24 protein-coding genes are annotated in these 26,589 nt (G+C 62.3%); 9 read left to right on the top strand and 15 right to left on the bottom strand.

What is annotated here, in order from left to right:
• Positions 1-57: 57 nt before the first annotated feature.
• The 5 genes from E4662_RS07265 to E4662_RS07245 form a co-directional block, all read right to left on the bottom strand.
• Positions 58-639 carry a retropepsin-like aspartic protease family protein gene (locus E4662_RS07265; RefSeq protein ID WP_136440871.1) on the bottom strand — a complete coding sequence of 194 codons (582 nt, stop codon included), beginning with the start codon at positions 637-639 and terminating at the stop codon, positions 58-60.
• A 54-nt stretch (positions 640-693) separates the two neighbouring features.
• A complete protein-coding gene (locus E4662_RS07260) occupies positions 694-1,320 on the bottom strand; it encodes a MarC family protein (RefSeq protein WP_136440870.1) in 627 nt (208 codons plus the stop codon).
• A gap of 91 nt (positions 1,321-1,411) precedes the next feature.
• A complete protein-coding gene (locus tag E4662_RS07255; protein WP_136440869.1) occupies positions 1,412-2,458 on the bottom strand; it encodes a metallophosphoesterase family protein in 1,047 nt (348 codons plus the stop codon).
• 166 nt (positions 2,459-2,624) lie between these two features.
• Positions 2,625-3,176: a hypothetical protein gene (locus E4662_RS07250; RefSeq protein WP_136440868.1), complete on the bottom strand. Its 552-nt coding sequence runs from the start codon at positions 3,174-3,176 to the stop codon at positions 2,625-2,627.
• A gap of 51 nt (positions 3,177-3,227) precedes the next feature.
• The gene (locus E4662_RS07245; protein ID WP_136440867.1) at positions 3,228-5,084 is read right to left on the bottom strand and encodes an ABC-F family ATP-binding cassette domain-containing protein; all 1,857 of its coding nucleotides are present in this window, start codon (positions 5,082-5,084) and stop codon (positions 3,228-3,230) included.
• A gap of 67 nt (positions 5,085-5,151) precedes the next feature.
• On the opposite strand from E4662_RS07245, the gene E4662_RS07240 reads away from it, so the two are divergent.
• Together E4662_RS07240 and ndk are read left to right on the top strand one after the other, a co-directional pair.
• Positions 5,152-6,312: a multidrug effflux MFS transporter gene (locus E4662_RS07240; RefSeq protein WP_168797918.1), complete on the top strand. Its 1,161-nt coding sequence runs from the start codon at positions 5,152-5,154 to the stop codon at positions 6,310-6,312.
• Positions 6,313-6,398: 86 nt separating this feature from the next.
• On the top strand, positions 6,399-6,821 hold the full coding sequence (gene ndk / locus E4662_RS07235) for a nucleoside-diphosphate kinase (protein WP_136440865.1): 423 nt from the start codon (positions 6,399-6,401) through the stop codon (positions 6,819-6,821).
• 57 nt (positions 6,822-6,878) lie between these two features.
• Here ndk and E4662_RS07230 read toward each other — a convergent pair whose 3' ends face one another.
• The 7 genes from E4662_RS07230 to E4662_RS07200 form a co-directional block, all read right to left on the bottom strand.
• Positions 6,879-8,051, bottom strand: coding sequence for a hypothetical protein (locus tag E4662_RS07230; protein ID WP_136440864.1), 1,173 nt, complete (start codon positions 8,049-8,051; stop codon positions 6,879-6,881).
• Positions 8,052-8,275: 224 nt separating this feature from the next.
• Positions 8,276-9,505: a hypothetical protein gene (locus E4662_RS07225; protein WP_136440863.1), complete on the bottom strand. Its 1,230-nt coding sequence runs from the start codon at positions 9,503-9,505 to the stop codon at positions 8,276-8,278.
• Between the two features lie 37 nt (positions 9,506-9,542).
• Entirely contained in the window at positions 9,543-10,808 is a 1,266-nt protein-coding gene (locus E4662_RS07220; RefSeq protein ID WP_136440862.1) for a hypothetical protein, read from the bottom strand.
• A 104-nt stretch (positions 10,809-10,912) separates the two neighbouring features.
• Positions 10,913-12,109 (bottom strand): bZIP transcription factor, encoded by a 1,197-nt coding sequence (locus E4662_RS07215; protein WP_136440861.1) that lies wholly within the window; start codon positions 12,107-12,109, stop codon positions 10,913-10,915.
• A 111-nt stretch (positions 12,110-12,220) separates the two neighbouring features.
• Positions 12,221-13,183 (bottom strand): glucokinase, encoded by a 963-nt coding sequence (locus E4662_RS07210; RefSeq protein WP_136440860.1) that lies wholly within the window; start codon positions 13,181-13,183, stop codon positions 12,221-12,223.
• Position 13,184: 1 nt separating this feature from the next.
• Positions 13,185-14,504 (bottom strand): GH1 family beta-glucosidase, encoded by a 1,320-nt coding sequence (locus E4662_RS07205; RefSeq protein WP_136440859.1) that lies wholly within the window; start codon positions 14,502-14,504, stop codon positions 13,185-13,187.
• Between the two features lie 8 nt (positions 14,505-14,512).
• On the bottom strand, positions 14,513-15,538 hold the full coding sequence (locus tag E4662_RS07200) for a LacI family DNA-binding transcriptional regulator (RefSeq protein WP_136440858.1): 1,026 nt from the start codon (positions 15,536-15,538) through the stop codon (positions 14,513-14,515).
• 336 nt (positions 15,539-15,874) lie between these two features.
• Here E4662_RS07200 and E4662_RS07195 point away from each other — a divergent pair, with 336 nt between their 5' ends.
• From E4662_RS07195 to E4662_RS07175, 5 genes are all read left to right on the top strand, one after another.
• Positions 15,875-17,140, top strand: a complete 1,266-nt coding sequence (locus E4662_RS07195) for an ABC transporter substrate-binding protein (RefSeq protein WP_136440857.1) — start codon at positions 15,875-15,877, stop codon at positions 17,138-17,140.
• Between the two features lie 130 nt (positions 17,141-17,270).
• A complete protein-coding gene (locus E4662_RS07190; protein WP_136440856.1) occupies positions 17,271-18,272 on the top strand; it encodes a carbohydrate ABC transporter permease in 1,002 nt (333 codons plus the stop codon).
• A 49-nt stretch (positions 18,273-18,321) separates the two neighbouring features.
• A complete protein-coding gene (locus E4662_RS07185) occupies positions 18,322-19,485 on the top strand; it encodes a carbohydrate ABC transporter permease (RefSeq protein ID WP_136440855.1) in 1,164 nt (387 codons plus the stop codon).
• A 107-nt stretch (positions 19,486-19,592) separates the two neighbouring features.
• Positions 19,593-21,233, top strand: coding sequence for an alpha-glucosidase (locus E4662_RS07180; protein ID WP_136441043.1), 1,641 nt, complete (start codon positions 19,593-19,595; stop codon positions 21,231-21,233).
• A gap of 12 nt (positions 21,234-21,245) precedes the next feature.
• Entirely contained in the window at positions 21,246-22,337 is a 1,092-nt protein-coding gene (locus E4662_RS07175) for an ABC transporter ATP-binding protein (protein ID WP_136440854.1), read from the top strand.
• A 124-nt stretch (positions 22,338-22,461) separates the two neighbouring features.
• Here E4662_RS07175 and E4662_RS07170 read toward each other — a convergent pair whose 3' ends face one another.
• From E4662_RS07170 to E4662_RS07160, 3 genes are all read right to left on the bottom strand, one after another.
• Positions 22,462-22,950 (bottom strand): hypothetical protein, encoded by a 489-nt coding sequence (locus tag E4662_RS07170; RefSeq protein WP_136440853.1) that lies wholly within the window; start codon positions 22,948-22,950, stop codon positions 22,462-22,464.
• Entirely contained in the window at positions 22,950-23,729 is a 780-nt protein-coding gene (rpiA, locus tag E4662_RS07165; protein WP_136440852.1) for a ribose-5-phosphate isomerase RpiA, read from the bottom strand. The genes E4662_RS07170 and rpiA overlap by 1 nt, the downstream gene beginning before the upstream one ends.
• A gap of 88 nt (positions 23,730-23,817) precedes the next feature.
• A complete protein-coding gene (locus E4662_RS07160) occupies positions 23,818-24,237 on the bottom strand; it encodes a hypothetical protein (protein ID WP_136440851.1) in 420 nt (139 codons plus the stop codon).
• 129 nt (positions 24,238-24,366) lie between these two features.
• Between E4662_RS07160 and E4662_RS07155 the strand changes: the two genes are divergently transcribed.
• On the top strand, positions 24,367-25,092 hold the full coding sequence (locus E4662_RS07155; RefSeq protein ID WP_136440850.1) for a glutathione S-transferase family protein: 726 nt from the start codon (positions 24,367-24,369) through the stop codon (positions 25,090-25,092).
• Between the two features lie 96 nt (positions 25,093-25,188).
• Entirely contained in the window at positions 25,189-26,562 is a 1,374-nt protein-coding gene (locus E4662_RS07150) for an L-serine ammonia-lyase (protein ID WP_136440849.1), read from the top strand.
• Positions 26,563-26,589: the final 27 nt, after the last annotated feature.

Raw genomic sequence — 26,589 nt, 5'->3', positions numbered from 1 at the left:
ACAGTGCGGTGGGCATGAGGCCCCGGATCAGGTCCGGGGCGGGGAAGCGCCAACCCGCTACCGTTCCAGCACAAACCGCCCGTTCGAGATTTCAATCCGGTCAAAGCGCTGCAAATAGGTCATGCCGAGCAGCGAGGTGTCCATTTCACCTTCGTTGACAAAGGCGCGCACATCGCTGTCCGTGAAGGGCCCGAGCGCCACGTCAGCCAGCCGGACCGGCGCGGTGCGCACCAGCCCGTTGGCTGTCATGGCTTCGGAGTAGAAGGCGAGGTCTTCGGTTTTCAGACCAACCCGTTCCGCATCACTCTGGGTCAGAACCACGCCGGATGCGCCGGTGTCCACGACGAAGCGGACCGGCGCGCCGTTGATCTCCAGCACCGCGTAATAATGGCCATCGGGCATGAGCGGCAGCTCGATCCGGCCCTGATCTTCGAACACGGCCTGACGTGGCTGAACCGTCTGGCGAATGTCGCCCCACAGGCCAATGGCCGCGATCACGCCAAGGAAGATCAGCGCCCAGGCGGCCATCTGTTTGACCTTGGTGCCAAGGCTGTCGCGGTTCTCGATCAGGAACCAGAAGAGCAGCGCCCCGGCCAGAATGGCGAGATAGATAAAGCGGCCAATTTGCCAGTCGTCCATGAAACACTCCTCACCGGGTCACCTGTTAACACTTATGCGCTGGCCGGGCAGATTTCACCCCGCGCCGGTGGCAAAGCCGAAATCGCGCAGACCGTCGAGCACGAACTGCACCGACAGCGCAGCGAGCAGCATGCCCAGAAGGCGGGTGACGACGGTGATACCGGTCTTGCCGAGCGCGCGTTCGATCAGCCCGGCGGAGAGGAACAGCAAAAGTGCGATCAGCAGGACGGAAACCATGACGCCCAGAACGGAAATCTGCCCCAGAAGATCGCCGGTCTGGCCAATCAGCAGGATGATCGTGGCAATCGCGCCGGGGCCTGCCAGCAGCGGGATGGCGATGGGGAAGACGGAGGGATCGGGGAAGTCTTCGGTCTCGGACTGATCCTCGCGCCGCTTGGTGCGGCGCTCAAAGAGCATGTCGAGGGCGGTCAGGAACAGCAGGATGCCGCCCGCAATGCGGAAGGCGGGCATGGAAATGCCGATAAAGCCCAGGAGCCCTTCGCCGAGGAACGCAAAGAGCGTCAGCAGGGCAAAGGCAATGACGCAGGCGCGCAGGGCCACCGCGCGGCGGTGTTTCGCGTCCGTGCCGGACGTCAGCGCGATGAAAAGCGGGGTGAGACCAATCGGGTCGATCACCACGAAGAGCGTGACAAAGGAGGTGATGAGAAAGGCGCTGTCCATGGGCAAGCCTTATGCCGCCAAAACGCGCGGGTAAAGAGGTGTCATCACGCAGGTGGGGGGCGGGGCGCAGCCCCGCCCTACGGGCTGTTCCTCAGCTTCCCCATGCGTAGGAAAACTGATCCATGACGGTGCCCACCGCATACTCCTCGCTGTCGGCGGCTTTGAAATGGCCGTGGATCGCGCGTTGGCCGGGGTTGGCATCCACGGTGAGCGTGAGCGCGCCGTAGGCCTTGTTGCTCAGGAAATCCTCCTTGGCGCCATCGGCGGACCCGCCGAGGCCAGAGAGGGTCACACCGCCTGTGCCAACAACAATGAGCGGATAGCCCGGTGGCGTGCGCATGCGTTGATAGGTGTGAGAGTGCCCGGCGATGACGAGATCCGGCATCCGCCCGCTGGCGGAAATCGCGCCGCTGATCGAGGCGCGGGGGCCGGTGTTGTGGGAGCCGTCGAAACAATAGGGCGGATAGTGGCTGGCGATGATCAGGGCTTTGTCCTTGGGCGCGGCGGCCAGTTCGGTCTTGAGCCAATGGGTCTGCTCGGGGGAGACATAGTTGCTCACCGTGCCCAGCCCGATGATCGTGGCCACGGGCGTATCCAGCGTGAAATAATACCACGGCAGGTTCATCGCAGGCCGCCCGCCGGGGGTCGGGACCAGCTTGGGCGCGAGGAAGTTCTTGGCAAAGGACGCGAGGTGATCGCCCCGGTAATCATGGTTGCCGGGAATGGCGAGGATGGCTGGCCCGTAGGCGCTGAACGGCTGGTAGAACTCGTCTTCGTAATGCTCCTCGGCCCCATGCGGGTAGATCACATCGCCAAGGTGGTAACAGAACGCCGGGCAGCCGGGCTGTCCTGCCTGATCCTTGCATTCCTTCTCAATGGCATGGGCGACGGCGAGGCGCGTGGCGGGGGTGCCGTGGTGCCATGATTTGTGATCGGTGCCGCTGTCGCCAAAGCTGTGGAAGCCCATGATCTTGCTGTTGGTGATATCGTCAAGCTGCGCCTGCGTGAGCACCTGCGCAATGTCGTAGTGCAGGTTGAGGTTCTGCGGCGCGTCGGGGACCTGATCGGGGCTGTGTGGGCCTGCCATATCGGCGGTGCCGTCATAGGTGTTGAAGCGGGGGCCTGAAATCGGGGACATGGAGACGCCTTTCTTGCTGGCGGCGGGTCAGGAGACGCCGCGGCTGGAGACAATCAGGGCTTGAAAAGATCACCAAGGCCCAAACCTATCCGTGATCTTGCGGAGGGGCGTGGGCCGCTGTCAACCGTTTCGGGACGGCGCGGGCTCAAGGCAGGCCGCGCTGGGCTCAGACCCTGGTGTAGGTCGCGCTGCCGCCCGAGGTGGTCAGGGTCCAGCTTTGGCCATCCGCCGCGACGGAATAGCTGCCGAGCACGGGCGCGCCGAAGAAGACAGAGAGCAGGATGTCGCTGCCCGGCCCGGTGACAAAGATGCCGCGCCGCTCGCGGCTGTTCAGGGTCCCGCCCAGATCCACCCACGTGCCGATCCCTTCGGAATCGAACGCGCCGTTCAGCATCCAGTGATAGGTGTAGGTGCCGTCGGAGCGGTACAGCGTCTCTTCGCGCCACGTGCCATAGGCATCGGTCTCGAAGCGTTCCCACAGGCCGACGATGCTGCCGGACCCGGACAGACGGGTGAACTGCCACAAAGGATTGGTGTTCGGGAAGGTCAGCGTCTGGTCATCCGCCGAGAGGGTGTAGACCAGCGCCGGTTCTATGGAGAAAAGGGTTCCGTCGGCGGCGATCTCGATCAAAGCCCCGTCTGGCGCCTGCCATGTACCGACAAGCGCGGCGTCGAGGGTGCGGGCGGTTTTGGGCAGAGTGAAAGTGCGGCTGCGCATGGGGGTCTCCAAAAAGGCTCATGCAAGCCTAGGACAGCCCATGCCGCGTGATCAACTCTCGGCCGCGTCGAGCTTTTCCATGGCGGTCTCCCAAAGCGCCTCCGCGCGGCCCAGACCTTCCATGACTTCCGCGTATTTGCGGTTCCATGTCTCAAGCTCACCCTTGCGGCTGTCCTCGTAAAGCGCGGGATCGGCAAGCTTTTTCGCCAGCTTCTCGCGCATCTCTTCGATCTTGGTGACGCGCTCTTCGCATTTGCGGGCCTCGGCGCGCAGTTCGAGGATCACATCGCGGGAGGGGCGTTTGGATTTTTCCGGTTTGGGCTTGTCCTTGCCACCCCGGGCCGGGGTGTCTCGGGCGAGGAGCATGGCGCGGTAGGCGTCGAGGTCTTCCTCGTAAGGTTTCACCGTACCGTTTGAGACCAGCCAGAGCCGGTCCGCGACCATGCTCAGGAGGTGCATGTCGTGGCTGACGAGGATGACCGCGCCGGAATAGGCGGTCAGCGCCTCCATCAGCGCCTCGCGCGATTCGATGTCGAGGTGGTTGGTCGGCTCGTCGAGGATCAGCATATGCGGCGCATCGAGCGTGGCCAGCAACAGCGACAAACGCGCCTTTTGACCACCCGACAGCCGCGCGACCTCGGTCTCCGCCTGCGCGGCCATGAGGCCGAACCCGGCCAGTTGCGCGCGCAGCCTTGCGGGCGTGTGGGTGGGGCGTTCGCGTTGCAGATGCTGGAGCGGTGTTTCGTCGAGGTGAAGCTCGTCCACCTGATGCTGGGCGAAATAGCCGATCCTGAGTTTGCTGCTGCGCCCCTGTTTGCCGGTCATCAGCGGCAAGCGGTCCGAGAGCAGTTTTGACAGGGTGGATTTGCCCTGACCGTTCTTGCCCAAAAGCGCGATGCGGTCGTCCTGATCAATCCGCAGATTGAGGTTCTTCAGAACAACGGTTTCGCCGTAACCGGTTGAGCCGCCTTCGATATTCACGATGGGCGGGGACAGCTCATCAGGCTGGGGGAAGTTGAAGACACGTTTGGCCGCATCCTCGGGGGCGGCGATCATGTCCATGCGTTCGATCATCTTCAGACGCGATTGCGCCTGCTTGGCCTTGGAGGCCTTGGCGCGGAAGCGGTCTACAAAGCTTTGTAGATGGGCGCGGCGCTGATCCTGTTTTTTGGCCATGGCGGCGGCCTGTGCGCGCTTTTCGGCGCGCTGCTTGGCAAAGCCGTCATAAGGCACGCCGTAGTAGGTCAGCTGGCGGTCTTCGAGGTGCAAAATGCTGCCGACGGCGCGGTTCAGAAGACCGCGATCGTGGGAGATCACGATGACCGTGTGCGGGTATTTCTGCAGGTAGGATTCGAGCCAGAGCGCGCCTTCGAGGTCGAGGTAGTTGGTTGGCTCGTCGAGCAGGAGCAGATCAGGCTGGGCAAACAGAACCCCGGCGAGCGCCACGCGCATCCGCCAGCCCCCCGAGAAGGCGGAGCAGGGCATGAGTTGCTGTTCGGGGTCAAAACCAAGGCCACGCAGGATGGTGGCGGCGCGGGCCTCGGCAGACCATGCGTCGATGTCGGCAAGACGGGTCTGAATTTCGGCGATGCGGGCGCTGTCGGTGGCGGTCTCGGACTCGGCCATCAGGGCGTGGCGTTCCTGATCCGCCTCAAGCACCGTGTCGATCAGCGAGGTCTCCGACGCAGGCACCTCCTGCGCGACACCGCCGATGCGGGCGCGGGAGGGCAGGGAGATGTCACCATTGTCGAGCGAAAGCTCCCCCCGGATCAGGCGGAACAAAGTCGTCTTGCCCGCGCCATTGGGACCGACGAGGCCAACCTTGTGACCTTCGGGAATGGTCGCGGAGGCCCCTTCGAACAAGGGGCGGCCTTCGACGGAATAGGCGATATCTTGAATGCGTAACATGAGCCGCGCTCTAGCAGAGGGGCGACGGGCATGCTAGCGCCTTTGCATGCCCGGGACATCGCCATCCTTGATAACCTTTGTTCTGCTGACGGCCCTGACGGTTGTGAGCACAACCATGTTCCTGCCGGCCTTGCCCGCGATGCAGGCGGATTTCGGGGTCAGCGAAGCGGTGATCGGGCTGTCGGTGACCGTCTACATGATTGCGGCGGCGATTTTGCAGCTGGTGCTGGGGCCTTTGTCTGACCGTGTCGGGCGGCGGCCTGTGGTGATTGGTGTTCTGGCGGTCTATTGCGCGGCCTCGTTGGTCTGTCTCGTGGCGCAGGACATTGCCGTGTTCCTGATGGCCCGGACCGTGCAGGCGGTGGCGATGAGCGCGGGCATTTTGGTCGCGGCGATTGTGCGGGATCTGCACAAGGGGCCGGCGGCTGCGGCGACGCTGGCCACGATTGCCTCAGCCATGGCGATTGTGCCGATGATGGCGCCGGTTCTGGGCGGCTTTCTGGAACTGCAGTTTGGCTGGCGGTCGATCTTTGTCTTTTATGCGGTGACGGGGGCGGGTCTGCTGCTTTGGGTCATGCGCGATCTGGGGGAGACCCGGCCTGACGCGCGGGAAGGCCCGCCCGAGCCGCGCCGCGCCATTCTGCGCGAGCCGCGTTTCTGGGCCTATGCCGCCTGTCAGGCGTTGGGCGCGGGGAGCTTTTACATCTTTCTGGTGGGATCGCCGTTTGTCGCGCTTGCGCTTTTCGGGCTCGATTCGGGGCAGATCGGCATCGGGCTCGGATCGGTCACCATGGGGTTCATGCTGGCTTCGGCCCTGTCTGCGCGGCTGGTGCATCGCTTTGGCCCGTTTCGGCTGATCGTGGCGGGGCGGGCGATCTCCCTCTTGGGCCTGACCGCCGGGCTGATCGCCTTCTCCAGCGGGGCGCCGCCGGTCTGGACGTTTTATGCGGCCACCGTCTGGGTCGGCGTGGGAAACGGGCTGACGCTGGCCAATGCCAACGCGCTGGCGCTTGCGGTGCGGCCACGGCTTGCCGGGACGGCGTCGGGGCTGACGGGAGCTTTGGGGAATCTGACGATTGCGGCGCTGTCGGTTGTGACAACGGCGGTGCTGGCACAGGACGCCAGCGCGGCGCGGCTCTTTGCCCTGCTGATCGCGGCGGCCCTGGCCTCGCTCATGGCGGCGGCGGTTGGCCGGTTTCTGGAGCCGGACGAGACGCGGTACGCATAAGTCTTTCCAAGCAAGAAGACCCGTGATACGCGTGCGCGGAATTTTCGACCCGCCGGAACAGCCGGCCCACCCACAGGAGCAAGATCATGGCCCTCGAACGCACCTTTTCGATCATCAAGCCCGATGCAACCCGCCGCAACCTGACCGGCAAGATCAACGCCAAGTTCGAGGACGCGGGTCTGCGCATCGTCGCGCAAAAGCGCATCCACCTGACCAAGGCGCAGGCCGGTGAGTTCTATGCCGTGCACAAAGAGCGCCCCTTCTACGACGAACTGTGCGAGTTCATGGCCTCCGCGCCGATCGTCGCGCAGGTTCTCGAAGGCGAGAACGCGATCACCAAGAACCGTGAAGTCATGGGCGCCACCAACCCGGCCGACGCCGCTGCCGGCACCATCCGCGCCGAGTTCGCCGAATCCGTTGGCGAAAACTCCGTGCACGGCTCCGACGCGCCGGAAACCGCCGCTGTCGAGATCGCCTACTTCTTCTCCGGCCTCGAGCTGGTCGGCTAAGGCCTCTGCCTATTGCGAAAAAAGAAAGCGCCCCGGTTCGGGGCGCTTTTTTTTGGTCTACTGTTTCAGCAGCAGCGCTTCGAGCGCTTCGACGCGCGCCTCGAGGGCGGCGTTCTGGTCATGCAACTGGCCAATGTAGAGATGTGCTTTCTCCAGCTCATTGAGCATCCCGCCGGTCATCTTGGTGATGTTGAACGGGCCATCTTCGGGCGTGGGACCGACGTTGGGCAGGTGCTTCCTCTCGCGCATCATCGCGGCCTGTTCGGGGATGGTGGGCAGCGGGTAATCCTCGTCAAACACCCGGTCACATCCTGCCGCACAGCTTCCGGCGGTGAAAAGTTGACCGGGGATCGTCAGATCGCCATCCGCCGTCAGGCTCATCTCCGGCCCGTCCGCCACCGCATCGGAAATAATGAACCGGTTCGGCGCAGCATTTTCGTGCACGAAATACCAGGTCGTCCCGGCATCGGTATTGTCGAGCGTGAAGTAAGAGCCGCCGTTGTTGACCATGGCGAACATCTCCTGCGCGCCGGACGAGCCGGTGTCCCGGACCCGAATGCGGGCGCTGTTGTCGCTGCGGATAATGTCCACAGACGCCTCGGGGGTGTTTGTGCCAAAGCCCAGATCACCGGTGTCTTCGATCCAGAATGCGTAGGTTGGTGCGCCCGTTTCCACAAAGAAGGGCTCGTTAACATCCGGACGTTCAAGCAGCCCGAACCCGGTACTCCCGATGTTGATGTCCCAATCCGCGCCGGAGGTTTCCTGCATGCGGATCTTTGAGACATTTGCCGATATCATATGCAGATCGGCCTCTGGCAGCATGGTGCCCAGCCCGATCTTGCCATCATCCGCCACATAAAGCGCGTTCGCGGGCGCACCGGCTTCCACGACAAACGGCCGCACACCGCCGCCGGTGACGTCCTCGATTGCGAAATAGTCCGCGCCCGACGGGGCCGTGTCGTTGGCCACAAGCGACCATTTGTTCTGCGGAAAGCTCGGATTCGTTGTGCTGTCGTCAAAGTCGATCCGCGTGTTGCCGTCGTGCAGGCGCAAGGTCGCGCCCCCCGCCGTGTCCAGCGAGAAGGTCCCGGTCGGATCGTCCGGGCACAACTGGCCAAGACAGAGCGAGCGGCGGATGGTGGCGTCCGAGGCGGATTCGAGCACTTGCGCTGTGGCGCCGGACGCGGGGGCGAGCAGCAGAAGGGCGAGCATGGTAAAGGGTCTGGTCATGGTATTCTCCCAAGTTAATCGGCCAGGGAGCCCCCGGACGGCACGTGTTTTTTTTAACCTTTGTATGTCGAGGGTCGCCATCGACCTAGAGTAAAAATTAAACCGCCCCGCCTTAAACTTGAGACACGCATACGCTGCCGCGTCTGCGGCGCTCGGGGACAGTCGTGTCTTGAGAGCGATTCAGGTTAAAGGCGGGACGCTGTAACGCCGCCGCCCAACTCTGATCAGCGGCTTTCCAGCACCTCGAGCCTTGCGACGATCCCCGGCAGGGCGGCCAGTTGCGCCCGCAGATCGGCAATCTCATTCGCCTGTTTGGCGTTTTGCTCATGCAGTTCGGCGATATACAGATGCGCCTTCTCCAGCTCGTTCAGCATCCCGCCGGTCATCGCGGTGATGTTGAACGGACCGTCCTCGGGCGTGGGGCCTACGTTGGGCAGGTGGCGGTTGGCTTTCATCATGGCGGATTGCTCGGCAATGGTGGGCAGCGGGTAATCCTCGTCAAACACCCGGTCACATCCCGCCGAACAGGATCCGGCGGTGAAAAGCTCGCCCATCAGGGTCAGATCGCCGGTCTTTGTCAGTCCCATCTGAATACCGCCGTCCGAGTGGTTGATCATGAAACGGCCCTGCGTGTTGTTTTCATGCACGAAATACCACTCGTTGCTTGTGGTCGTATTGGCGAGCGTGAAGTAGGAGCCGCCCTCGTTCACCATGCGGAACATCTCACGCACGGCCTGGCCGCTGGCCGCGGTGTTCTCGACCGTGATGCCCGCTGTCCCATCGGTGCGTTGAACGTGGAGCGCGTCGGAGGCTCCGATCACACCCATGCCGACATCGCCGCTGCTTCTGACTACAAAGGCATTCGAGGGGGCATCGACGTGGACTTGCAGGGGGTAACTGGGGCCGTTGGGATTGCTGAAGGCCATCCAAGTTGCATCGACGCTCAAATCGAAGGTTTCGTCATAGGCCGCATTGCCTGTCGCCGTTTCCAGTCGCAGCACGGCGCGCGTCACCGTGGGTTCCACAATGTGCAGGTCTGCGGCCGGAATGCTTGTGCCGAGGCCCAGATCTCCGTTGCTTGTCATATAAAACGTGGATTCCGGCGCACCCCCTTCGATTTGGAACGGGGTTGTCGTGGCGGTTTCGTCGTAGAGGCCGAATTCTTCGGTGCTCGATTGGCCAATTTGAATCGACCAACTGCGGTCCGGAAATACGGCTGACGAAGAGGAGTCTTTAAACAGAAGGACCGGACGCGCGTGCTTGATCGTCAGAGTATCATCACCGTAGGCCTCGCTGCCATCGCAGGCGGACCCGACGCAGAGCTCGTCGCTGATATAGGAGTCCGTAGAAGACAGGCTTGTCTGTGCTGACGCCATCTGAGCCAGTGCCATCAAGGCCGTTCCGATCAGGAAGCCAAGCCACGCTGTGCGGTGCAGGTGAGTGTGAGTTCGCATGGTCTCGTCCTTCGCTTCAAGCATAGTCTGTTCGTCTTTAGTGTTTCGCGATCATGGCTTCCAAGGCGGCCAGCCGCGCCTCGATGTCTGCATTCTGCGCAATCAACGCCTGATTTTCCGCCGCGCGCATCCTGTCGCGTTCTTCCAGTTCGGCAATATAGAGATGCGCCTTCTCAAGCTCATTAAGCATCCCGCCGGTCATCTTGGTGATGTTGAAGGGGCCGTCTTCGGGCGTGGGGCCAACGTTGGGCAGATGCTTCCTCTCGCGCATCATCGCGGCCTGTTCGGGGATGGTGGGCAGCGGGTAGTCCTCGTCGAAGACCCGGTCACAGCCTGCCGAACATTCGCTTGCCGTGAAGAGCGATCCGAGGATCGTCAGGTTGCCGTCCCGCGTCAGAGCCATTTGCAGCCCGCCGTCCGAGTGGTTGATCATGAAACGCCCTTGGGTGTTGTTTTCGTGGACAAAATACCACTCGTTCCCGGTGTCCGTGTTGGCCAGCGTGAAGTAGGAGCCGCCGTTGTTCTCCATCTTGAACATCTCGCGAACGGCTTTCTGGCCGGAGTTTTCCTGAACCAGGATCCGGGCCGTGCCGTCGTTGCGCATCATGTGCAGGCCGGCCTGCGGCAGGCTGGTGCCGAGGCCGACCAACCCGGTCGGGTTGACGTTGAGCGCATAAAACGGGGCGTTGGCGCTCACGAAAAACGGGAAGGTGCCAGCCGTGGTGTCCTTGAGAAAGAAGCCGGAGGCCGAGGTGATCATGTCCCAGATCCGCGGCGAAGCCCCGGTTGTCTCCAGTCGCACCGTCGCCGAGTTGTCATCGACAACGTGCAGCGGCATTTGCGGGAGCATGGTGCCGAGGCCGACATAGCCGACCTGGCTGATCCACATGGAGTTGTCCGGCGCGGCGCTCATGACGCTGAAGGGGATGGTGTTGAAGGTGGAATCTTCGATGGAAAACCGGTCGAGACCGTAGCGTTCCGTATCGTTGAAGCGCAGGGTCCAGTCGGTGGACGGGTAATCGCCGTTTGAGGTGTCGCGCGCTTGCAGGCGGATTTGGGTGTAGTTCAGTTTCAGCAGGGTTGAATCGGCAAAGGCCTCGCCTTCGGTGCAGGCCTCACCGATGCAGACCGCCTCATCCAGCACCGTGTCACCCGCGACGAAGAGATCGGCGCTGAAGGTGTTGGTGTCGGAAATGGCGACGCCATCGGTAAAGGAGTTGCCCGATTGCACCCCCTGAGCGGCCAGTGAGCCCGCGTAAAATGACAGGGAGATGGCGCAGAAAAGTTGCGATTTCAGGGTCATGACAAAAGGCTCCTCAAATGGGTTTGCGGCCCCTCAGGGAAACCTTCAGGGCCGTCAATAAAGGGTGATGCCCGCTGCCGAAGCCTGCCAGAGGCAGGTTTTTGTCAGGGGCGCGCGGATTGTTCTTCGAGCCGCAAGAGCCGTGCTTCGAGCGAGACATTGCGTTGTTCCTGCGCACTCAGGCGCTCTTCGAGCTCGGCAATGTAGAGATGCGCTTTCTCAAGCTCATTGAGCATCCCGCCGGTCATCTTGGTGATGTTGAAGGGGCCGTCCTCCGGCGTGGGGCCGACGTTGGGCAGGTGCTTCCTCTCGCGCATCATCGCGGCCTGTTCGGGGATGGTGGGTAGCGGGTAGTCTTCGTCGAAGACCCGGTCACAGCCTGCCGCGCAGGACCCGGCGGTGAAAAGCTCGCCCAGCAAGGTCAGATTGCCTTCCTTGGTCAGCCCCATTTGCAGACCGCCGTCCGAGTGGTTGATCATGAAACGCCCTTGGGTGTTGTTTTCGTGGACAAAATACCACTCGTTGTTGGTCACCGTGTTGGCCAGCGTGAAATAGGAGCCGCCGTGGTTCACCATCTTGAACATCTCGCGCACGGCGTGGCCGCTTGCAGGTGCGTTTTCGACCGTGATCCCGGCAGTGCCGGTCTCGCGGTATACGTGCAGGGCATCCGCAGCACTCAGAATGCCCATACCAACGTTGCCACCGAGGTGCACCGAGAGGGAGTAGTCCGGAGAGTCGCGCCTGATTTGGAACGGGAGTGAACCGTACGTTATGTCGGACAGATAGTAAGACGTTGGCGTTGCGGCCATTTGCCAGGACTGGGGGGCTGCGCCTCCCGATTCAAATCGCAACGTTGCGCCGCCAGTGCCGAGGATGTGCATGTTGGCTTGCGGAACAGTGGTTCCAACGCCGACTCTCCCGAGCGTGCCGACGTAAAGAGACCCGCTCGCAGCGTCGCCCTCGATCTGGAACGGCACCGAATTGGCGTCCTGGTCCTTGATGGCGAAGTAGTCCAGCGGCGCGATGGGGTCGTTGAACAGCAAGGACCAGTCGCGGGAGCCGGGGCTTGACCCGGTGGTATCGAACACATCGATCTGCGGCGTCGGCGAACTGATGGTGATGTCCGCATCCTTGATGTTCGCGATGGCCTGACAGCCCGATCCGAAACAGCCGGAGCTTTGAATGCGCGCGTCGCCGGTGACCCGCAAATCATCGTTGACAAGTTCTTCGGCGAAAGCCGGGGCGGCGAAGAGGCTGAGGCTGAAAAGGCAAACGAAAGACGGACGGGCAAAGTCAGGCATGAAGGCTCCTTAACCAATTTGCTTGTGCGTCTGACCAAAAATTGACCAGACGATAAAGAATTTGGCGGCAGGCTGGAACCTGACGTTGCGTGAGTCAACGATTTTATAGGTTTACGTTGCGAGACGTTCGGCGAGATGGCTCGCGCAGCCGGTCAAAGCGGCATAATCGTCATCGACCAGATGCACCGGGAATTGCGTCATGTAGGGGCCGAAGCGGCCCTTGTCCGCAAAGCTTTCCGCAAAGCCGAGCCGCGACAGGTGCGGACCGAAATGGCGCACCACGCCGCCCACAAGATAGATGCCGCCAAAGGGCAGGGCGATCAGCGCCTGATCGCTGGCATACCGGCCCATGAAGCGTACAAAGAGCTTGGCCGCGTGGGTGGCGCGGGGATCGCCGGTCTCGAAGGCTTTCATGATGGCGGCGGCATCAAGCGCGGGGCTGTCGTCGCCGTCCTCATGGCTGAGGAAAGCATGGATGCGTTCAAAACCTCGGCCTGACAGTACGTCTTCGATACTGGGCGTGCCATGTTGGGCGGCAACCCAATCGCGCAGGCGCAGCTCTTCTTCGTTTTGGACTGGCATGGCGATGTGACCGGCTTCGGCGGGGGTGACAACGGTGCGGCCGTCGATGCGGAACACCGGGGCGACGTTGAGACCGGTGCCGACATTGACCACAAGCCGCGTCGCATCCGGCTCGGCCGGGCGGCCGGGCAGGACAGGGCGCTGCGAGCTGGCTTCGAGATGCGCCACGGCAAAGCCCTGCGCCTGCAGATCGTTCAGGATCGACACCGTATGCGCGCCGGTGGTCTCGGCCAGTGCATCATTGGTGATGGTCCAGCTGAGATTGGTCATCTGGCCGGTGCCGTTCTTTACCGGACCGGCCATGTCGATGCAGACCGCTTCGGGGCGGGCGTCCGTGCCGGTGAGGAAATCGCGCAGGATCGGCTCGATGCCGCTCTGGTCCGCGTTGCGGTAGCGCTTGATCGTGTGTGTCTGCACCGTGGTGCCACGGGCAAAGGCCACGCGGGTGTTCGTGCCACCGATGTCCGCCACAACCGCCAGTTTGTCACTCATGTTAGCGCCCTAACCTCTTTGCAAGAGCGTGGTAAGACGCCTTGGGCGTACGTTCAAGGGTTTCGAAGTCCACATGGACCAATCCGAAGCGTTGTTCATAGCCGCAGGCCCATTCGTAATTGTCCATCAGCGACCACAGATAATAGCCCCGCAGCGGCACCCCTTCGGCCAGCGCGCGTTGCAGGCTGTGCATATGGGCGTCGATATAGGCGAGGCGCTGGGGGTCTTCGATGGCCCCGTTTTCGATCACATCGGGCGAGGCGAGGCCGTTTTCCGTGACGATCAGCGGCAGCGTGCCGGTGTATTCGCGCGCGGTGCGGGTGAGGAAGTTGTAGAGCCCTTCGGGATAGATCTCCCAGCCCATCAGGGTCTTTTCCAGCGGGCCTTCGACCTCTTTGAAACCGGGCCAGGCACCGCCGCTCGGGGCGATGAGCTTGCGGGTGTAATAGTTCAATCCACACCAGTCGACAGGTGTGCCGATGGTGCCGAAATCGTCCTGCCAACCGTCCGGCATGTACGGCTCTAGCCCACCCAGCACGTTTTGCGGGTATTCGCCCTTGAACACGCCGCCAAGGAACCAGCGGTTGTAGATGCCGTCATAAAGCGCGGCTTTCTCCGCGGCCTCCAGGCTGTCATCCGCCGGATCGGCCCATTCGAGATTGAACACCGCGCCGAGGTTGCTCAGGCCCAGCCCGCGCATGGTCTGGATCGCCTTGCCATGGGCGAGCAAGACATGGTGCATGGCGCGCGCCGTGGCGCGGATGTCGCGCAGGCCGGGGGCGTGATAGCCCTCGAAATGCGACAGCCAGGCCACGCACCACGGCTCGTTGATCGGCGCAACGGAATGCATCCGATCCCCGATGCGGGACATGATGGCATGGGTGTAATCGGCGAACCAATCGGCGATGTCGCGATTGCGCCAGCCGCCCCGGTCGGCAATGGGTGATGGCAGCTCCCAATGGTAGAGCGTGGCGCAGGGTTTGATCCCGCGCGCCAGCATGGCATCGGTCAGACGGTCATAGAAATCAAGACCTTCGGGGTTCACGGTGAACCCATCGGGCATCACCCGCGCCCAGGAGGTGGAGAAGCGGTAGCAGTCGAAGTTCGCCCCGGCCACGAGATCCATATCGGCCTCAAAGCGGTGATAATGATCGCAGGCGAGGCGGCCGTTTTCGGCGTTTTTCACATTGCTCGGTGTGGCGGCGAAGTCGTCCCAATGGGTGGGGCCGGCTCCGCCGAAACCGTGGCCTTCGATCTGGTAAGACGAGGTGGCGACCCCGAAGTCAAACCCTTCGGGGAAATCGGCGCGGGTGTAGGTCATGGTGTCTCTCAGCTTGGCGCGGGGCCGGTGGAAGAGCCGATGATCAATTCGGCTTCGAACAGTTCTGTGAGCGGGGGCTGGCCGGGATTTTCGATCAGGGACAGCAGCATTTCCGCCGCGCGCATCCCGGCGTTTTGAACCGATGAGCGGGTGGCGGTGAAGATGGGCACGTCGATCCCGTTGCGCATATAGCTCAGATCGTCGTCATGGGTGATCACGGAGACATCACGCCCCATGGTCAGCCCGCGTTCCTGAATGGCCCGGCGCACGCCGATGGCGGAGATCATCGAGGCCACGAGAAAGGCCGTGGGTGGCTCCGGACCATCGAGCATTTCGGAGGCGGAGGCGTGGCCGTAGATCTCGGTCATCTCGCCGCTGCGCATCAGGGCAGGCGAGGCCGCAAGGCCGCGCGCCGCGAGCGCATCGCTGTATCCGGCGCGGCGGCGGTGGGCGAAGTCCATGGCCTCAAGTCCGTTCACCAGCGCAATGCGTTTGTGCCCCAGATCCAGCAGGAAGTCCGTGGCCCGGCGAAAGCCGCGCCCGTTGTTGGTGTCGAGCCAGGAGTAGTCCTCGGTCACGTAGGAGGCGCGTCCGTGCACGACGAAGGGCATCTGCAATTCACGCAGAAGGCCGATGCGCGGATCATCCATGTGCGGCCCGTGTACAAGCACCCCGTCCACGTTGCCGCGCGCCTTGATCGCGCGATAGGCCGCCTCTTCGCCCGTGTCCTCGACGAGGCTGATCACCACTTCGTAGCCCTGCCGCGAATAGACGGACCCGGCCCCAAGGATGAAATCGCCAAAGATCGGGTTCACCATCTCGTGCCGGGTGGACATGGGCAGCACGTGACCAATGGCGCGCGCCCGCCCGGTTGCCAGCCCCTGGGCGCGGGCGTTGGGGCTGTAGCCCACCGCCTTGGCTGCTTCCAGTACGCGGGCGCGGGTGGTTTCGCTCACCTCCGGATAGCCGTTCAGTGCGCGGCTGACGGTGGTGGGCGAAAGGCCGAGATGAGAAGAGAGTTCTTTGAGATTCATGTTTCAAACGAACCAAAGCGGTTTGGATTTGTAAAGGTTTTCATGGCCCATTGATGCAAAAAAGTTTTGCGCCCCTGCACGGAAGGACGCCAAAGGCGCATAAGTTTTCAGCTTATTTTGCACGCTAACAATTGACAGGCGCGTCAGAATCGCGCATTGGATGGATTATTCAAAGCGCTTTGGCAAATCTGCTCATAGCCCGCACCCCAGGCACATTGCCTGATTTTGGGTTCGCAGGTTTCGGGAGGAGGGTTCGCCTTGCGCAGGGAGAAAACATGGCGCGCCGCGTGCTTGCGCGGCGGCCTTTGGAAAAAGACATCGGGAGGTCCTTCTTCAATGAAACGCAACTATCTTATGGGCGTTGCCGCACTGGCCATCACGGCAGGCTCGGCACAGGCAGCTGATCTGACCATTGCCGGTCCCTGGACCGGGCCGGACGAGGTGCAGGTTCAAAAGGTTCTGGACGTGTTCCGCGCGCAGTCCGGACTGGACGTGAGCTATGTCGGCTCCGACAGCTTCGAGCAGCAGATCGTTGTGGATGCCGAAGCGGGCAGCGCGCCGAACGTCGCCGTATTCCCGCAGCCGGGTCTGGCCGCAACCATGGCAAGCCGCGGCTTCCTCACGCCGCTCAAGGATGGCACTGGCGACTGGATCAACGAGAACTACGCGGCGGGCTCGTCGTGGGTTGATCTGGGCACCTACGCGGATGAGAACGGCGAGGACAAGCTTTACGGCTTCTTCTACAAGGTCGATCTGAAATCGCTGGTCTGGTACATCCCGGAGAACTTCGAGGATGCGGGCTACGACGTGCCTGAAACCATGGAAGAGCTGAAGGCGCTGACCGATCAGATCGTGGCCGACGGCGAGACGCCGTGGTGCATCGGTCTGGGGTCTGGCGGCGCGACGGGCTGGCCGGCAACCGACTGGGTCGAAGACCTGATGCTGCGCACGCAATCCCCGGCGGATTACGACGCATGGGTGGCCAACGAGATGGCCTTCAACGACCCCAAAGTGGTTGCGGCCATTGAGGAATTCGGCTGGTTCATCGAAGATGCGCGCGTGGCAGGCGGGCAGGGCGCGGTGGCCTCCACCGACTTCCGCGACAGCCCCAAGGGCCTGTTTGACGCACCGCCGCAGTGCTACATGCATCGTCAGGCATCGTTTATCCCGGCCTTCTTCCCGGACGGCACCTCGGTTGGCGAAGACGTAGACTTCTTCTACTTCCCGGCTTTCGCGGACAAGGATCTGGGCGCACCGGTTCTGGGGGCGGGCACGCTCTGGGCGATCACCAACGAGAACGACGCGGCGCATCAGTTCGTCGAGTTCCTGCAGTCGGTGGAAGCACATGAAGCCTGGATGGCGCAGAAAGGGTTCCTGACGCCGCACAAGGGTGTGAACCCGGATGCCTTCTCTGATCCGACGCTGAAGAAGATGAACGAGATTCTTCTGGGCGCGACCACCTTCCGCTTTGACGCATCGGACCTGATGCCGGGCGGCGTGGGCGCTGGCACCTTCTGGACCGGCATGGTCGACTATGCAGGCGGCAAGGACGCGGCAACGGTTGCGGGCGAGATCCAGGACAGCTGGGACGCGCTGAAGTAAGTCGAGGTGGCGGCCCCGGCGTGGGGCCGCCCCTTTTGCACCCTTGTGAGCGGTGCGCCGCAAAACCCGTGGACGGGTTTTGCAAAAATCTTCAAAGATTTTTGCCACCGCGTGTGGCGAAGGAGGGGCCATGCATCCGGCGTTTCAGGGCATCCTGACGATTGTCATCGGTGTCAGCGGATGTCTCGCGTATTTCTACTTTTCCAATCAGTTCCTCGACAAGGTTCTGTATCCGGCAAAAGGTCCGAACGCGGGGCGCAATATCAACCGGGCGAACATGATCCGCCCCTGGTTGTTCCTGTTTCCGGCGATGGCCGCTCTGACGGTCTATCTCGCCTATCCTGTCCTGGAGACCCTGCGTCTGTCCCTGACGGATCGCGATCAGGGCGGGGCCTTTGTGTGGCTCGACAACTACACCCAGATGTTCGCGGAGCCGAAATTCTGGGAAGCCATGCGCAACAACATGCTGTGGCTTATCGTGGTGCCCGCCATGTCCACGGCGTTCGGCCTGCTCGCTGCGCAGCTCACGGATCGGATCAAGTGGGGCAATATCGCGAAATCGCTGATCTTCATGCCCATGGCGATCAGCTTTGTCGGGGCGGCTGTGATCTGGAAGCTGGTCTATGACGCCCGCCCGCCCGGCGCAGAGCAAATCGGCATCCTGAACGCGGTCTATGTCTGGTTCACCGGGAACGACCCGCAGCAGTGGCTGACTGTGCCGTTCTGGAACAACTTCTTCTTGATGGTGGTGCTGATCTGGATCCAGACCGGCTTTGCCATGGTTATTCTGAGCGCCGCGCTGCGCGGCATTCCCGAAGAGACCATCGAGGCGGCCATCGTGGACGGGGCCAATCCGTTCCAGATCTTCTTCAAGATCAAGGTGCCGCAGATCATGTCCACGATCATGGTGGTCTGGACGACGATCACGCTGGTGGTGCTGAAGGTCTTTGACATCGTTTTTGCCATGACCAACGGGCAGTGGGAGACGCAGGTTCTGGCCAATTACATGTACGACAAGCTGTTCCGGTCGCTCGATTGGGGCGTGGGGAGCGCGAGCGCGATCATCATCATGCTGCTGGTCACGCCGATCCTTGTCTGGAACGTGCGCAATGCGCGCAAAGAGATGCGCTGAGAGGAGCTACTGCGCTCAAGTAGCGAAGCGGTAGTGCGAAAGGGAAATTATGGATAATATTGCAGGTACCAAATCCTCTTTGAGCTGGGCGGTGCAGATCTCCACGGTTCTGCTTGTGGCGCTCTGGCTTTTCCCGACCGTGGGTCTGTTTGTCTCCTCCTTCCGGACGGCGGATCAGATCAGCGGCTCGGGCTGGTGGAAATCGCTTTTCCCGTCCGAGCAGACAGAGCAATACCGCGCGGCGGACCCGGATGAGAACCGGGTGGCTGACGGCGACGTCTTTGTGGTGCGGGGCAACATCTTTGCCGAGGCGGGCGAGGATGCCAGCGGCAAGGCGATCAGCACCTGGGGCACCTCGTCCCGCGCGGTGTCCGCCTATGAAGCCGGTGCTGTGGCCGAGATGAAAGGCGGCGAGACGATCACGGTCTCAGGCAGCGGCGATTATGAATGGCGCGGCGATGAGGATCAGATGTCCGGGCGCGGGCAGAGGGTGTTTGTCACCGTGACGTCTCCACCGGAGTTCACGCTTGAAAACTATGAGTTGGTGCTGTTCTCCGGCAATGCGACGGACGGTATGGCGAAGGCCTTCTTCAACACGTTGACCGTAACCATTCCGGCCACGATCATCCCTATCGTCATTGCCGCTTTTGCCGCTTATGCCTTGGCGTGGATGGATTTTCCGGGGCGGGCGCTCTTGGTGGCCTTTGTGGTGGGGCTTCTGGTGGTGCCATTGCAACTGGCGCTGATCCCACTGCTGAAGCTGCATTTGGGGATTGGCATTGGCAAAGGCTACCTCGGTGTCTGGCTGGCTCATACGGGCTTTGGACTGCCACTCGCGATTTACCTGCTCAGGAACTACATGGTCGGATTGCCACGCGACATTATCGAGAATGCCCGCGTGGACGGGGCGACGGATTTCCAGATCTTTACCAAGATCATCCTGCCGCTCAGCTTCCCGGCGCTGGCCAGCTTTGCGATCTTCCAGTTCCTCTGGACATGGAATGACCTGCTCGTGGCCAAGGTGTTCCTGATCGACGCCACCGGTCAGACCACGGTGATGACCAACCAGATCGTCGAGCTTCTGGGCACGCGCGGCGGCAACTGGGAAATCCTTGCGACGGCGGCCTTTGTCTCTATCGCGGTGCCGCTCATGGTGTTCTTTGCCATGCAAAAATACCTGGTGCGCGGACTTCTGGCAGGATCGGTGAAATGATGGATCTCTTTGCAGGCAAAATGACGTACGAGGCCCCGGATCGCGTCCGGGGCGGGCTCCCGGATCAGGTTCGGGACACAACAGAACGACAAACCGAAGGCGCTTCCATGCTGAAACCCAACTTAGACGATCCCGATTGGTGGCGCGGTGCCGTGATTTATCAGATCTATCCGCGCAGCTTTCAGGACAGCAACGGCGACGGTATCGGCGATCTGAACGGGATCACCACGCGCCTGCCGCATATTGCGAGCCTTGGCGTGGATGCGATCTGGATTTCGCCCTTCTTCAAGTCGCCCATGCGCGATTTCGGCTATGACGTGAGCGATTACTGCGACGTTGATCCGATGTTCGGCAGTCTCGCGGATTTCGATGCGCTGATTGAAATGGCGCATCAACTGGGGCTGCGGGTGATGATTGATCTGGTGCTTTCGCACACCTCGATTGACCATCCGTGGTTTGCCGAAAGCCGCAAGTCCAAGGACAATGCCCGCGCGGATTGGTACGTCTGGGCGGATGCAAAGCCCGATGGCTCGCCGCCGAACAACTGGCTGTCGATCTTTGGCGGCTCGGCATGGCAATGGGAGCCGCAGCGCTGCCAGTATTACCTGCACAACTTCCTGACCACCCAGCCGGATCTGAACTTCCACGAACCTCGCGTGCAGGACGCATTGCTGAAGGTGGCGGAGTTCTGGCTGGACCGCGGCGTTGACGGGTTCCGGCTCGACACGATCAACTTCTATGTCCACGATCAGGAATTGCGCGACAACCCGGCGCTGCCGGAGGACAAGCGCAACCCGATCAGCGCGCCGGCGGTGAACCCGTACACCTGGCAAGAGCACCTCTATGACAAGAACCGCCCGGAGAACCTGGCGTTCCTGCGCAAGCTGCGGAGCCTGATGGATGGCTATGGCGCGGCCGCCGTGGGGGAGGTCGGGGATGATCTCTACGGGCTTGATATTCTTGGGGAATACACATCCGGCGATGACAAGGTGCAGATGAGCTATGCCTTCGAGCTGCTCTCTTCCGTGCCGCCGACAGCCGATTACGTGGCGGATGTCATGGCGCGGGTCGATGAAAAAGCGCCGGATGGCTGGGTGTGCTGGGCGTTCTCGAACCACGACGTGCCGCGCCACATCAGCCGCTGGAACCTGCCGGATGCGGCGGCGCGGGCCTATACGACGCTGATGATGTGCCTGCGTGGCTCGGTCTGCATCTATCAGGGCGAGGAACTCGGCCTGCCGGAGGCGGATGTCAGTTTCGAAGACCTTCAGGATCCTTACGGCATCCAGTTCTGGCCGGAGTTCAAGGGCCGCGATGGCTGCCGGACGCCGATTGTCTGGGAAAAGAGCAACCAGAACGGCGGATTCTCCGAAGGGAACCCGTGGTTGCCGGTCAGCCATGAGCATTTGCCGCGCGCCGTGGCGGAGCAGGAAAAGGATCCGGGCGCGCTCTTGCACCACTACCGGAAGGCGATCCATTTCCGGCACAACCACGAGGCACTGAGCAAAGGGGCGCATGGCACCGTGCGCGCAGAGGGCAGCATCGTTCACTTCACGCGCAGCTGCGCCAAGGAAGAGATCTTTGTGGCGGTGAACCTGTCTGGCGAGCCTGCAACGATCGAGATGCCGAAGGGAGACTGGCACCAGATCGGCATCGAACTGGGCAGCACCGGCCCTGCGCCGGACGGCAAGCTGCACCTGGGACCGTGGCAGCCTGCGCTGGCACTCAAACACAAGACAAAGGCGTAAGGGGGGACGGTCATGGCCAATTTGAAGCTGACCAATGTCGAGAAGACCTATGGCGGAACGGTCAATGTTCTCAAGGATATCAACCTTGAGATTGATCAGGGGGAGCTGATCGTTTTCGTCGGCCCTTCGGGCTGCGGCAAGTCCACGCTTCTGCGGATGATTGCCGGACTGGAGAAGATCACCGGCGGCGAATTGCAGATTGACGGGACGGTGGTCAACGACGTGCCGCCCGCGCAGCGCGGGATTGCGATGGTGTTCCAGAGCTACGCCTTGTACCCGCATATGACCGTGCGGGAGAACATGAGCTTTGCCTTGAAACTGGCAAAGAAATCGCAGGAAGAGATCGACGCGTCGGTGAGCCGGGCCGCGAAGATGCTGCAACTGGAAGAGTATCTCGACCGACTGCCCAAGGCGCTTTCGGGTGGTCAAAGGCAGCGCGTGGCGATCGGGCGCTCCTTGGTGCGCGATCCCAAGGTGTACCTGTTTGACGAGCCGCTTTCGAACCTCGACGCGGCGCTGCGCGTGGCGACCCGGATCGAGATTGCGCAGCTCAAGGAGCAGATGCCCGATCGCACGATGATCTACGTGACCCACGATCAGGTCGAAGCGATGACGCTGGCGAGCCGCATCGTTGTGCTCGCAAACAAGGGCATTGCGCAGGTGGGCACGCCTCTGGAGCTTTATGAGCGGCCCAATGGCGAGTTCGTCGCGCAGTTCATCGGCTCACCTGCCATGAACCTGATGCCGGGCGAGGTGATCGGCACCGGCGCGCAGACGCGGGTGAGGCTGGCGGGCGGCGGCGAGGCCCTGTCCGATTATCCGACGAGTGAGGCGGACATGGGGCTCAAGGTCAATGTCGGCGTGCGGCCCGAGGATTTTGTGGCTGCAGGCGACGATGGGGCGATCTTCGAAGGCAAAGTGGCGATCACCGAAGCGCTGGGCGAGGTGACTCTGCTCTACTTCGAAAAGCAGGGCGGCGGCGAGGCGGTGATCGGCAAACTGCCGGGCATTCACCGCGACGTGCGCGGCCAGTCCGTGCGGCTGACGGCGGATCCGTCCAAGGTGCATCTCTTCGCGAATGGCGTTTCGCTGCTGTATCGGTAATGCGTTTCGAGAAGTGCTTGAAGTTGAGTATCGCCAATGGCTTGAGAGCGCCGCAGGCGCGGCAGAGCATGGGTGAGTCAGACGTTTCTCGAAACGCGATCAGGGGCCGGGGCAAAGCCCCGCCCTACGGAGCGTCTGCGCTGTCTTCGGGGTCATAGAGACGTCTGGCGCGAACCTCCTGCCATGGTCCCGGCCAAAGCTGAATGCGGTAGCGGTCTTCCCCTTCAAGGTGATCTTCGCTGAGCGAATCGAGACCTGTCATCGAGATCCGCGCCCGGTACGTGCCGGGGGCAAGCTTCAATCGCGCGGCGTCGGGTTCATAATCGGTGCAGCCCATGATGATCAGTTGCCCCGTTTCTGTCTTGATCGCCCCGTCGACGATGTGCTGCCAGCCAGTGAGATCCAGCGGCGGCGCTTCGGGCAGCACCTCCACACGTAGAGGCACATCCATGTTGCGGGCGGTACAGACCACGAGATAGTCGCCGCCGAATACGCATTTGCGCAGCATGTCATCGGTGGTCCAGCGTTCCGGCGCGATCTCTATCTCTGCATCATCGAGCAGGTAGAGTGAGAAGTAGTCGGCGAAGAGGGTGAAATCTGTGACAAGCGTCATCAAATATCCCGGAACAGATTGTCGTCCTCGACAAAATCCACGCGGCCTTCGGAGACCGTGCCGTTGTTGATGTCGCGGACCTCGACGCGGCCGTCGCCGTAGCCGATGACCACGGTATCGCAGATGTCGATGAACAGGCCGTTCTCCACCACGCCGGGGATCTGGTTCAGCACCATGGCAAGCTGGCGCGGGTTGCCGATGCGGCTGAGGTGCAGGTCCAGAATGTGGTTGCCTTCATCGGTGATATAGGCGCGATCGCCGTTCATCCGCAGGCTGGTCTGGCGGCCCATGACGTCCATGGAGACCAAGGTTTCTTCGATCAAGGTCTGGGTGGTGCGCCAGCCAAAGGGGATGATTTCGAGCGGCAGGGGGAAGCTGCCGAGATGTTCGACCTCCTTGGCCGCATCGGCAATAACCACCATCTGGTCAGAGGCGGTTGCAACGATCTTCTCCTGTAGGAGCGCGCCGCCGCCGCCTTTGATCAGGTTGAGGTTGCTGTCGAACTCATCGGCTCCGTCGATGGTGACGTCGAGCCATTTCGCCTCGTCCAGAGACATGACGTCGATCCCCACATCCCGCGCCAGATCGGCGGTGCGGGTGGAGGTGGGCACGCCCTTGATCCGAAGGCCCTCTTCGCGGACCATCTCGCCAAGGCAGCGCACCAGCCACGCGGCGGTGGAGCCGGTGCCAAGACCCACGCGCATGCCGTCCTCGACAAACTCTGCCGCGCGTTTGGCGGCGACGAACTTGGCCTTGTCTATGGGAGAGAGTTCGGACATGGGGCGGCTCCTGCCTGAATACGGGGTGTTGAGACCCGGTATAAGGGTAAGCGCCGCCCCGAGCGAGGGGCAAACCGCATAGAATGTCTTACATGCGGACGCGGACCGGATCGAACCCCAGTTCAAAGACCGTCTTGCCACCCTGATAGGCGATGGGCTTGCAGGATGCCTTGGCGTTGCCGATGTCCGTATTGCGCGCGACGCTGGTGAAGAAGCTCAGATCGGTGATCAGTTTCTTCTTGTTGCCCTCCTGGCGCAGCCACCCCTTGCGCAGAGCGACACGGTTCAGGCGTTTGGTGGTGGCCTGCGAATGGGCGACGGCCCCGCACAGATGCGCTTTGCCCTGTATCGGGACCACCGACCAGCGCAGCTCCATGCTGCCGGATTGCGACCAGCGCAACGTGCCCTGGACGAAGTCTTTGGTTACGGGGATCGTTGGGGTGTCAGCGGCGGCAGCCAGACCGGCGGTGAGGATTGCAGCTGTCAGGACGGAAACAAAAATACGCACGAAGTTCTCCAATAAATTCAATACTCGTGATGTGTCTCGGGTTAGCATCAGGGGCGGGGGGCTGCAAGCGGAACCGGCTTGAGGATTTCGCTCTGGCGGCGGCGCGCGGATTGTCGTTAGCATGACGCCATGCGTTTCATTCTGCACTACGCCCCCGACAATGCCTCGATGATCGTGCGGCTCGCGTTCGAAGAGCTGGGGCTGCCTTACGAGACCCGTCTGGTGGACCGAGCCGCGCGGGCGCAGGACGGCGCGGCTTATCGCGCGCTCAATCCGGCGGGGTTGATTCCCTGTCTCGAAACCGAAACCGAGGCAGGGGCGCTGTTCGAGACCGGGGCGATTTTGCTGTGGCTGGCGGACAGGCATGGCGGGCTTGGGCCGGGCGTGGATGCGCCGGAGCGGGGCAACTTTCTGAAATGGCTGTTCTTTGTCTCGAACACGCTGCATCCGATGCTGCGGATGACGTTTTATCCCAAGAAATACGCGGGGCCTGACCCGGCGGCGCAGGCGGCGCTGCGCCAAACGGTTCAGGGCGCAGGTGGGGCGGCCATGACCTTGCAGGGGGCCCTGGCGCTGCTGGACGCGGAACTGGCGCGGCAGGGCACGCCGTTTTTCTTTGGAGACAGGCCGTCGGCGCTGGATTGTTACCTGGCCCCGGTTGTGCGCTGGTGCGCGATTTACCCGAAGGGAGAGACAGGCTGGTTCGCGCTTGGCGCGTATCCGGCGTTGCAGGCGATGGTTGGGCGCATGGAGGCGCGGCCTTCGGCGCGCCGCGTGGCACAGGCCGAGGGGCTTGGCGCAGCCCCGTTCACCGCGCCCGAACCGTGCAATCCGCCCGAAGGCTCTGCCACCTGAGACAGCGCCTTTTGCGCGTGGCCGGTCGTTTTTCGCATGTGGCGGACCAATGCTGCGCGCTAAACCTGACTTTGCAAGACAGGAAAGGGAGCGCGGATGTTTCTGTCCGTTTTCGATATGTTCAAGGTGGGCGTCGGCCCGTCCTCCTCGCACACCATGGGGCCGATGGTGGCCGGGGCCATGTTCCTTGACAGGCTGCGCGCAGCGCCGTTCGAGGCGCATGGGCTGAAGGCCTCGCTGCACGGCTCGCTGGCCTTCACCGGCGTGGGGCATGCGACAGACCGCGCGACGGTGCTGGGGCTCGCCGGGTTCGTTCCCGAGAGCTATGACCACGAGAAAGCCGAAGCCGCACTGGCGGAGATCAACGAGACGGGTTTGGTCAAGCCGGCGGGTCTGAGCGCACTGCGCTTTGACCCCAAGACCGACCTGAAGTTCGACTTTGGACCGGCGCTGCCCGGGCATGCCAACGGGATGATCCTCATGGCGCTGGATGCGCAGGGCGATGTGATCCTTCAGGAGACCTATTACTCCGTCGGCGGCGGCTTTGTCCTGACCGAGAGCGAGCTGGCGGCCGGCAAGGATACGGATGACGGCGCGCCGGTGCCGTTCCCGTTCCATTCGGCGGCGGAAATGCTGGAGATGGCGGGGCGGTCGGGCAAAAGCATTGCCGAGATGAAGCTGGCCAATGAATTGTCGCGCCGGGCCTCTGTGGATCTGGATGCGGGCGTGGCCCGGATCTGGGAGGTGATGAACGATTGTATCGAGCGTGGCCTGCAACACGACGGCATCCTGCCCGGCGGGCTGAAGGTCCGGCGGCGGGCCAAGGCGATCCATGACCAGTTGCAGGCGGAACGCGGCATGAATCTCGTTGCGCCGCATACGATCAATGACTGGATGAGCGTTTACGCCATGGCGGTTAACGAAGAGAACGCCGCCGGTGGCCAGGTGGTCACTGCCCCGACCAATGGCGCGGCGGGCGTGGTGCCGGCGACGATCCGCTACTGGCTGGACCATGTGCCGGGCGCGACGCGCACGCGCATCCCCGAGTTCCTGCTGACGGCGGCGGCAATCGGCGGTTTGGTGAAGTACAACGCGTCAATCTCCGGCGCAGAGGCGGGCTGTCAGGCGGAGGTCGGCAGCGCCTCGGCCATGGCGGCGGCGGGCCTTTGCGCGGTGATGGGCGGCACCACGGAGCAGATTGAAAACGCGGCGGAAATCGCGCTGGAGCATCATCTGGGGATGACCTGCGATCCGGTGAAAGGACTGGTGCAGGTGCCCTGTATCGAGCGCAACGGGCTGGGCGCGATCAAGGCGGTCTCTGCGGCGAGCCTTGCGCTGCGCGGTGACGGCCAGCATTTCGTGCCGCTCGACTCGGCGATCGAGACTATGCGCCAGACGGGTCTGGACATGCACGAGAACTACAAGGAAACCTCGCTCGGCGGGCTGGCGGTCAACGTGCCGAACTGCTGATTGGTGCGCGGCAAAACTCTTCGAAGA

Origin of the sequence: Pacificoceanicola onchidii (assembly GCF_004804335.1) — a bacterium.
GTDB classification, from domain to species: Bacteria; Pseudomonadota; Alphaproteobacteria; order Rhodobacterales; family Rhodobacteraceae; genus Pacificoceanicola; species Pacificoceanicola onchidii.
Note: the sequence above shows the minus strand (reverse complement) of the source record. Positions and strands in the feature narration are given on the sequence as shown.

Excerpts from the sequence above, each read along its gene's own strand:
- E4662_RS07265 (WP_136440871.1), bottom strand. The coding sequence starts at position 639 with ATGGACGACTGGCAAATTGGCCGCTTTATCTATCTCGCCATTCTGGCC.
- E4662_RS07245 (WP_136440867.1), bottom strand. The coding sequence starts at position 5,084 with ATGTTACGCATTCAAGATATCGCCTATTCCGTCGAAGGCCGCCCCTTG.
- E4662_RS07195 (WP_136440857.1), top strand. The coding sequence starts at position 15,875 with ATGAAACGCAACTATCTTATGGGCGTTGCCGCACTGGCCATCACGGCA.
- rpiA (WP_136440852.1), bottom strand. The coding sequence starts at position 23,729 with ATGTCCGAACTCTCTCCCATAGACAAGGCCAAGTTCGTCGCCGCCAAA.
- E4662_RS07190 (WP_136440856.1), top strand. The coding sequence starts at position 17,271 with ATGCATCCGGCGTTTCAGGGCATCCTGACGATTGTCATCGGTGTCAGC.
- E4662_RS07255 (WP_136440869.1), bottom strand. The coding sequence starts at position 2,458 with ATGTCCCCGATTTCAGGCCCCCGCTTCAACACCTATGACGGCACCGCC.
- E4662_RS07170 (WP_136440853.1), bottom strand. The coding sequence starts at position 22,950 with ATGACGCTTGTCACAGATTTCACCCTCTTCGCCGACTACTTCTCACTC.
- E4662_RS07215 (WP_136440861.1), bottom strand. The coding sequence starts at position 12,109 with ATGCCTGACTTTGCCCGTCCGTCTTTCGTTTGCCTTTTCAGCCTCAGC.
- E4662_RS07210 (WP_136440860.1), bottom strand. The coding sequence starts at position 13,183 with ATGAGTGACAAACTGGCGGTTGTGGCGGACATCGGTGGCACGAACACC.
- E4662_RS07180 (WP_136441043.1), top strand. The coding sequence starts at position 19,593 with ATGCTGAAACCCAACTTAGACGATCCCGATTGGTGGCGCGGTGCCGTG.
- E4662_RS07200 (WP_136440858.1), bottom strand. The coding sequence starts at position 15,538 with ATGAATCTCAAAGAACTCTCTTCTCATCTCGGCCTTTCGCCCACCACC.
- E4662_RS07225 (WP_136440863.1), bottom strand. The coding sequence starts at position 9,505 with ATGCGAACTCACACTCACCTGCACCGCACAGCGTGGCTTGGCTTCCTG.
- E4662_RS07155 (WP_136440850.1), top strand. The coding sequence starts at position 24,367 with ATGCGTTTCATTCTGCACTACGCCCCCGACAATGCCTCGATGATCGTG.
- E4662_RS07185 (WP_136440855.1), top strand. The coding sequence starts at position 18,322 with ATGGATAATATTGCAGGTACCAAATCCTCTTTGAGCTGGGCGGTGCAG.
- E4662_RS07175 (WP_136440854.1), top strand. The coding sequence starts at position 21,246 with ATGGCCAATTTGAAGCTGACCAATGTCGAGAAGACCTATGGCGGAACG.
- E4662_RS07260 (WP_136440870.1), bottom strand. The coding sequence starts at position 1,320 with ATGGACAGCGCCTTTCTCATCACCTCCTTTGTCACGCTCTTCGTGGTG.
- E4662_RS07220 (WP_136440862.1), bottom strand. The coding sequence starts at position 10,808 with ATGACCCTGAAATCGCAACTTTTCTGCGCCATCTCCCTGTCATTTTAC.
- E4662_RS07205 (WP_136440859.1), bottom strand. The coding sequence starts at position 14,504 with ATGACCTACACCCGCGCCGATTTCCCCGAAGGGTTTGACTTCGGGGTC.
- E4662_RS07150 (WP_136440849.1), top strand. The coding sequence starts at position 25,189 with ATGTTTCTGTCCGTTTTCGATATGTTCAAGGTGGGCGTCGGCCCGTCC.
- E4662_RS07250 (WP_136440868.1), bottom strand. The coding sequence starts at position 3,176 with ATGCGCAGCCGCACTTTCACTCTGCCCAAAACCGCCCGCACCCTCGAC.
- E4662_RS07230 (WP_136440864.1), bottom strand. The coding sequence starts at position 8,051 with ATGACCAGACCCTTTACCATGCTCGCCCTTCTGCTGCTCGCCCCCGCG.
- ndk (WP_136440865.1), top strand. The coding sequence starts at position 6,399 with ATGGCCCTCGAACGCACCTTTTCGATCATCAAGCCCGATGCAACCCGC.